This is a genomic window from Paenisporosarcina sp. P4_D4, assembly GCF_056401835.1.
In genome coordinates this window covers 22,367-28,844 of the sequence record NZ_JBFUIO010000032.1, presented here as the reverse complement: position 1 = coordinate 28,844, position 6,478 = coordinate 22,367, and the positions used below count along the sequence as shown (strand labels likewise).

8 protein-coding genes and 1 pseudogene are annotated in these 6,478 nt (G+C 37.1%); all 9 read right to left on the bottom strand.

The features are described 5' to 3' along the window. A pseudogene (locus AC1DSL_RS09550) lies at positions 1 to 337 on the bottom strand (hypothetical protein); the annotation flags it as partial. Between the two features lie 407 nt (positions 338 to 744). After that, complete coding sequence (locus tag AC1DSL_RS09545; RefSeq protein WP_477531987.1) at positions 745 to 951, bottom strand: YqgQ family protein; 207 nt, start codon at positions 949 to 951, stop codon at positions 745 to 747. Between the two features lie 4 nt (positions 952 to 955). Continuing rightward, positions 956 to 1,528 (bottom strand): 5-formyltetrahydrofolate cyclo-ligase, encoded by a 573-nt coding sequence (locus AC1DSL_RS09540; RefSeq protein ID WP_477531986.1) that lies wholly within the window; start codon positions 1,526 to 1,528, stop codon positions 956 to 958. 55 nt (positions 1,529 to 1,583) lie between these two features. Further along, entirely contained in the window at positions 1,584 to 1,733 is a 150-nt protein-coding gene (gene rpmG / locus AC1DSL_RS09535) for a 50S ribosomal protein L33 (protein WP_016426933.1), read from the bottom strand. A 160-nt stretch (positions 1,734 to 1,893) separates the two neighbouring features. Beyond that, positions 1,894 to 2,553 carry a phosphate signaling complex protein PhoU gene (gene phoU / locus AC1DSL_RS09530; protein WP_016426932.1) on the bottom strand — a complete coding sequence of 220 codons (660 nt, stop codon included), beginning with the start codon at positions 2,551 to 2,553 and terminating at the stop codon, positions 1,894 to 1,896. A 19-nt stretch (positions 2,554 to 2,572) separates the two neighbouring features. Continuing rightward, positions 2,573 to 3,397 (bottom strand): phosphate ABC transporter ATP-binding protein PstB, encoded by an 825-nt coding sequence (gene pstB, locus AC1DSL_RS09525; protein WP_016426931.1) that lies wholly within the window; start codon positions 3,395 to 3,397, stop codon positions 2,573 to 2,575. Positions 3,398 to 3,424: 27 nt separating this feature from the next. After that, positions 3,425 to 4,303 (bottom strand): phosphate ABC transporter permease PstA, encoded by an 879-nt coding sequence (gene pstA, locus AC1DSL_RS09520; RefSeq protein ID WP_016426930.1) that lies wholly within the window; start codon positions 4,301 to 4,303, stop codon positions 3,425 to 3,427. A gap of 1 nt (position 4,304) precedes the next feature. Continuing rightward, positions 4,305 to 5,252 (bottom strand): phosphate ABC transporter permease subunit PstC, encoded by a 948-nt coding sequence (pstC, locus tag AC1DSL_RS09515; RefSeq protein WP_016426929.1) that lies wholly within the window; start codon positions 5,250 to 5,252, stop codon positions 4,305 to 4,307. 233 nt (positions 5,253 to 5,485) lie between these two features. Beyond that, positions 5,486 to 6,421: a PstS family phosphate ABC transporter substrate-binding protein gene (locus AC1DSL_RS09510; RefSeq protein WP_477531985.1), complete on the bottom strand. Its 936-nt coding sequence runs from the start codon at positions 6,419 to 6,421 to the stop codon at positions 5,486 to 5,488. Between the last annotated feature and the right edge of the window lie 57 nt (positions 6,422 to 6,478).

The following is a 6,478-nucleotide window of genomic DNA, read 5'->3' as shown; positions in this document are numbered from 1 at the left end:
CACCTAAGTCTCCGAAATTGCTCGTCTGGAACAATACCGGAAGTGTGATGAAATCGCTAAAGAAACGGTAAAATGCGACGTTGGCGTATAAAATCACCGCTAATATTGTACTCGTAATTAATAAATATCGATTTCTGGCTTTAACGGATTTAAAGAATAATGAGATACCATACACAAAAAGCAAAAAGCTTAATGGATTTATAAACAAAATTACTTCTTGCATGACATTTTCAATTTTCATATCAAAACTCGTATGGTATACCACATAGGTTTTAATCCAAGTCATTAAAATGGCTAGAGCCAAAATCGAATGTTTAGGTATTTTTATGTTCTTCATTCCTAACATCCTCCTTATCACTTTCAAACTTTGAATTTTTCAGCAAAAAGTCATCGTGCAATCCCATTTATAAGAATGGCAACGACTGACCTCTACATGAATTATTTAATTTCCCGTAACAAACGGTATGAGCGACTTTATTGCAGAAAGTCTATTTTATTCAACTAAAGAAAGAAACATTAGTATATCTTAATCCTTTTTTTACAACCATGCAACTTTCTGTTAATAATTCAAGAGTAAAATAGTTAGATGTCTATGTCTCCTTCACCTAGTTACCCCTTATAAGACGGCTGAAACATATAAAAGTTTCGTTTTTGTTAAAAAAAAGTAAATTTTTTTCGAGTCACCCCTATATTTTACCAAAAACAAAAACAACCTGACCACTTTCGTCAGATTGTCTTTACATTTTATTTTATGTTTTTGTCATTTAAACGTGACCGTTCTTGCCGAATTAATAGAATAGCCATCTGAAAATCCTGCGTTTCCATCATATGCGAGTTATACAATTCGCGAATTTCATCTTCCATTAACAATAAATCAGCCTGTCGGTCTGTTGTGTAGATAAAAGTTCCATAGCGTTTTAAATATTGAAGAACATCATAAATTGATTTCATACTTTCACTCCGTTTTCATACATACAATCCGTTTTGTTTCGGTCAAGATACATTGTACTGGTAAATCAAATTGTTCGATAGGAACTTGTTCAACAATCTGTCTGTCAAAAGCCATCGCGATTGTTGATCCTGTGTATGTGCTTAAATAACGATCATAGTAACCTCCACCAAAGCCAATACGATATCCTTTTGGATCAAATACGACTCCCGGAACAATGTGTACATCAATTTGAGGCGTATCTAGTTTAGTTGTAAGGGCTGGAATCGGTTCTTTTAGTTTCATATATACTACCTCAAGTTGATTAAAGGAGGTTATTTCAAAAAAAGTCATTTCCCTTGTGGCGGGATGACACTTCGGAACGGCCACTCTTTTCCCTTGTTGCCAAAAATTTTCAATTAATTTCCATGTATCTACTTCAGGAAATGCAGATAATGTGATACCGATTACTTGTGCTGTTTTGACCGTTTCTTCCATTAGTACTTTTCTATGTATCATGCATGAATGGTTTTCATGTACCTCTGGTAATAAATTATTTAAATCGTTTAAGATAGCTTTTCGAATTGTGGACTTTTCCAATAATATTCCCTCCATGAAAAAAACCAAAACCTGAGCAGGTTTTGGTTAAATGGTTTTATTTTGTTTCACGGTGTAAAGTCATTTTCTTTTCACGTGAGCAATATTTTTTCATTTCAAGACGTTCCGGGTTGTTACGCTTGTTTTTCTTAGAAATATAGTTGCGCTCGCCGCAATCTGTGCAAGCTAGTGTGATGTTAACGCGCATCATTATCCCTCCCACTCTAATCAGGAATCTTTTAAATCTTATGAGCAATGATTTATACGACTAACCTATTATATCATACCTCATTGAAAAATCTACTACCAACTGTGAAATATTTCTCGACATAGAAAGAGAAAGACAAAACGTGTCTTTCTCCGTCCATTTATTTATTCAGTTCGTAATGACGACCTTTGACCAAATAAAATAATTGTTCCGCTATATTGGTTGCATGATCGGCTGATCGTTCCAAATAACGGCATACAAATGACAGTTGCGTAACTTGACTTAACATTTGCGGATTTTCAGCGCCGACTTTTAATAATTGTTGAATGGTTTGACCATACAAATTATCCACTTGATCATCAAGCTCAGCAATCTTACGTGCATCTTCAATATTTTCTTCGATAAATGCTTTCATTACTTCCGTTAGCATTGTAATGGTTTTAGACCGCATTTCTTCGATATTCTTGATTGGTGAAACGAAATCGGCTTTACCAATACGGATATTTTCTTTTGCAATATTGACAGCATAATCTCCAACTCGTTCCATATCATGGGCAGCTTTCAATAATACTATCAATCGACGCAGATCCGTAGCAACCGGTTGCTGTTTTGCCAACAATAAAATGACACGGTCATTAATTTCTTCTTCCAAACGATTAATATGTTTGTCATTTTCAATGATTGATAGGGCCACATCGACATCGTGGCTTAATAATGCATCAATTGATTTATTTAACGTAGAAATGGCTAAATTGCTAAGCATTAAAAATTGCTCTTGAACACCTCTTAGCTCGTGTTCGAATTTTTCTCTTACTACCATTCAAATTCCTCCTTCTGGATCATCCAAAGCGTCCTGAAATGTAATCTTCTGTACGTTTGTCAGAAGGTGTAGAAAAAATTGTGTCAGTCTTATCAAACTCGATGACTTCTCCATTCAGGAAGAAGGCAGTTTGATCTGAAATCCGTGCAGCTTGTTGCATATTGTGCGTGACAATGATGATGGAATAGTTTTTTTTCAATTCCTGTACAAGTTCTTCCACTTTAAGCGTAGATATCGGATCAAGAGCAGAAGTTGGCTCATCCATTAAAATCACATCTGGTTCAATTGCAAGAGCACGTGCAATACAAATACGCTGTTGTTGTCCACCCGAAAGACCGTATGCATTTTCGTTCAATCGGTCTTTCACTTCATCCCAGATAGCCGCTCCGCGAAGACTTTGCTCGACGATTTCATCCAGGGTTTTTTTGTTTTTAATACCATGTATACGCGGACCATAGGCAATATTGTCATAAATTGATTTTGGGAATGGATTTGGTTTTTGAAAAACCATTCCCACTTTTGTTCGCAACTCTTCGACCCCGTAATCGGCATCGAAAATATTTCGATCCCTGTAAATGATTTCACCAGAAGTCTTTACCGAAGGTACTAATTCAACCATACGGTTCAATGTCTTGATATATGTCGATTTCCCACAACCTGAAGGTCCGATAATTGCAGTCACTTCATTTTCTTTGATTGCTAAATCGATGTTCTTCAATGCGTGGTGCTCGCCATACCATAAATTTAATTGACGCGTATCATATACAATGTTTCTATCTATCGTTTCTGGTTTAGTGCTTGTTGAACTTGTTGTATTTTGTTTGTTTACATTCAGTTGAACCATTTTGAAACCCTCCCGTGCCGAATCGGCTTAATAACGTTTTTGGAATTTATTTCGAATGAACACAGCAATTGAATTCATCAGTAACAAGAAAATCATTAAGACGATTATTCCTGCTGAAGCTACATGTTGAAATGCTTCCTGTGGACGTTTTGCCCAGTCAAAGATCTGCATTGGCATTGCAGTAAATTGACTAAGTAAATTTTCTGGCAAGAATTGAATAATAACTGGTATACCAATTACTACAAGTGGAGCTGTTTCGCCAATTGCTCTGGATAAAGCTAAAATTCCACCGGTTAAGATACCCGGAATCGCTGAAGGCAAGACAACTTTGACAATGGTTTGCCACTTGGTTGCTCCCATTCCATAAGAAGCTTCTCGTAAATGATTCGGCACTGAACGAATGGATTCCTGTGAAGCTACGATAATAACAGGCAGAATGAGCAAACTCATCGTAAATCCGGCAGCCAGAACACTATTACCTAAAGCTAATGCTCGTACAAAAATCGTTAAACCGAGTAAACCAAACACAACAGATGGTACGCCTGCTAAGTTCGCGATATTCATGCGAATGAATTGTGTGATCTTGTTTTTCTTAGCATACTCTTCTAGGTAAATTGCTGAACCCACACCTAAAATCAAGGATACTGGTGCAACAACGGCCATCATCCAAAGCGATCCAACCAATGCCGCTTTAATCCCTGCTTTTTCAGGGAACCGCGAACCAAAGTTTGTAAAGAATTCAGGAGTTAAATACCCCACACCTTGACTCACAATACGATAAAAGAGTACTGCCAGCGATAACAAAGCAAATAGTGTGGCCATGAAAAATATGGTTTTAAATATTTTATTAACAATCATCCTGCCACTCATTCGTTTAACCACGGATGTATGATCGATATATTTCATCTTAATATTCCTCCCTAAAGCGTTTTGAAATCGCATGAGCTAACCAGTTCATGAGAAGAGTGAAGAGGAATAAAGTAAATCCGACTGCGTAAATCGAATAATAGATGGTCGTTCCATATCCAGCATCACCGGTTGAAACTTGTACAATATAAGCAGTCATTGTTTGAATCGAGTCTGTCATATCCAAATCGAATCTTGGTGTTGACCCTCCTGCCAAAGAAACAATCATAGTTTCTCCGATAGCACGTGACACAGCAAGAACGATTGAAGCCATAATACCTGATAAGGCTGCAGGTAATACTACTTTGATAGCCACTTCAAGTTTTGTTGCTCCCAGGGCTAACGCCCCTTCACGAATAGAGTTCGGTACTGAAGACATGGCGTCTTCTGAAAGAGATGCAATCATGGGCAAAATCATAATTCCCACTACAATACCAGGACTTATTGCATTAAAAATCTTCAGTTCAGGTATAAATTGTTGCAGCAAAGGTGTGACGAAAGTTAAAGCAAAAAAACCATAAACAATTGTAGGAACTCCTGCCAATACTTCAAGAACTGGCTTGATTACCCGACGCATATTGTCACTTGCATATTCACTTAAATAAACAGCTGATGCTAAGCCGAATGGCACCGCAACCACGACAGCGATCAGTGTGACTTTAAGAGTCCCCGCAACTAACGGCAAAATTCCAAAGAGTGGTTCGTTATTTGAGAAAGGCAACCATTCTTTACCGAAAATAAAATCAAGGAAAGGAACACGCTTAAAGAACTCAAACGTTTCAAAAAGCAAAGTGAATACAATACCAAACGTAGTTAATACTGAAATTGAGGCAATTATGAAAAGAATAACTGGAATTGATTTTTCTATCCATTTTTTCCCTTTCTTACCTTTTTGCTTTGCAATCATCTGCTGGACAGATAATTTGGAAGCTTGTTCATTTGAAGCCATTTGAAATCCCCCTATACGTAAGAAAAGTGAAAATGCGAAACCCTGGCATTCGGTTTAACCGGAAGAACAGGCTCAATAGTTGGCTGTCGCTTACGTGCGATTTGGCGCTCACACGTTGACTTATCAACTGTCTCTTCAGCTTTCTTATCAATTAACATGAGAAGAGAGTAGCACCAGTGCTACTCCTTCTTAACCGCTTATTGCAAAACTTACTTTTCACTTCTATTAAAGCTTTATTTTAGTGCTTCTAAAGCTTTAAGATCTTCTTTATAAGTTTCTTCAGGAGATCTTACATAACCGACAGCTTCAGCCATATCCCCAGAATTTTCAATCGTATACTTCATGAAATCATATACTGCTTCATTGTCTTTTACTGAAGAGTTTTTAACATAAACAAACAATGGACGTGAAAGTGGTTTATATTCACCAGTCTCGATTGTTTCGTTAGTTGGTTCAACTCCATCAATAGTTACAACATTCATTGAATCTTTGTTAGCAAGGTAGTAAGCATAGCCAAAGAATCCAATTGCATTTTTATCTCCTTTTACACCTTGTACTAAGACATTGTCATCTTCAGAAAGTGTTGCTGATTTTACGATATCTGCATCTTCAAGAATGACTTCATTGAAGTAGTCAAATGTACCAGAATCAGTTCCTGGTGAGTAGAAAACAACTTCTTCATCTGGCCATTCAGGATTAATATCAGACCATTTTTTTGTTGTCCCATCTTCTACCCATAATTTTTTAAGATCTTCTACTGTTAAATCTTTAGCCCAATCGTTTTCTTTATTTACAACGATTGATAAACCGTCATATGCAACTTCTAATTCAGTAAAATCAATACCGGCTTCTTCAAGCTTAGCCGACTCTTCTTCTTTAATTGGACGTGAAGCATTTGAGAAATCAGTTTCTCCGGCAATGAATTTTTCAAAACCGCCACCTGTTCCAGATACACCAGCAGTTACTTTAACGTCTGGTTGAACAAGTCGATATTCTTCAACTAATGCTTCCGTAATCGGAGCAACTGTAGATGAACCATCACCAGAAACTGAGCCAGACAGTTGTTCTGTCGCTTCTCCGTTTCCTTCTTTATCTCCATTACCGCATGCACCAAGTAAAAGTGCCGAGCCAATCATTGTTGACATCATAACGAATTTCAAGTTTTTCATCTGTCTAGTTCCCCCTAAGGTTGGTTGTTGTTTTCCCTTACAAACAATACTTTAAAC

Coding starts and splice junctions, on each gene's coding strand:
- AC1DSL_RS09545 (WP_477531987.1), bottom strand. CDS start 951: ATGAAATCAATTTATGATGTTCTTCAATATTTAAAACGCTATGGAACT.
- rpmG (WP_016426933.1), bottom strand. CDS start 1,733: ATGCGCGTTAACATCACACTAGCTTGCACAGATTGCGGCGAGCGCAAC.
- phoU (WP_016426932.1), bottom strand. CDS start 2,553: ATGGTAGTAAGAGAAAAATTCGAACACGAGCTAAGAGGTGTTCAAGAG.
- pstB (WP_016426931.1), bottom strand. CDS start 3,397: ATGGTTCAACTGAATGTAAACAAACAAAATACAACAAGTTCAACAAGC.
- pstA (WP_016426930.1), bottom strand. CDS start 4,303: ATGAAATATATCGATCATACATCCGTGGTTAAACGAATGAGTGGCAGG.
- pstC (WP_016426929.1), bottom strand. CDS start 5,252: ATGGCTTCAAATGAACAAGCTTCCAAATTATCTGTCCAGCAGATGATT.
- AC1DSL_RS09510 (WP_477531985.1), bottom strand. CDS start 6,421: ATGAAAAACTTGAAATTCGTTATGATGTCAACAATGATTGGCTCGGCA.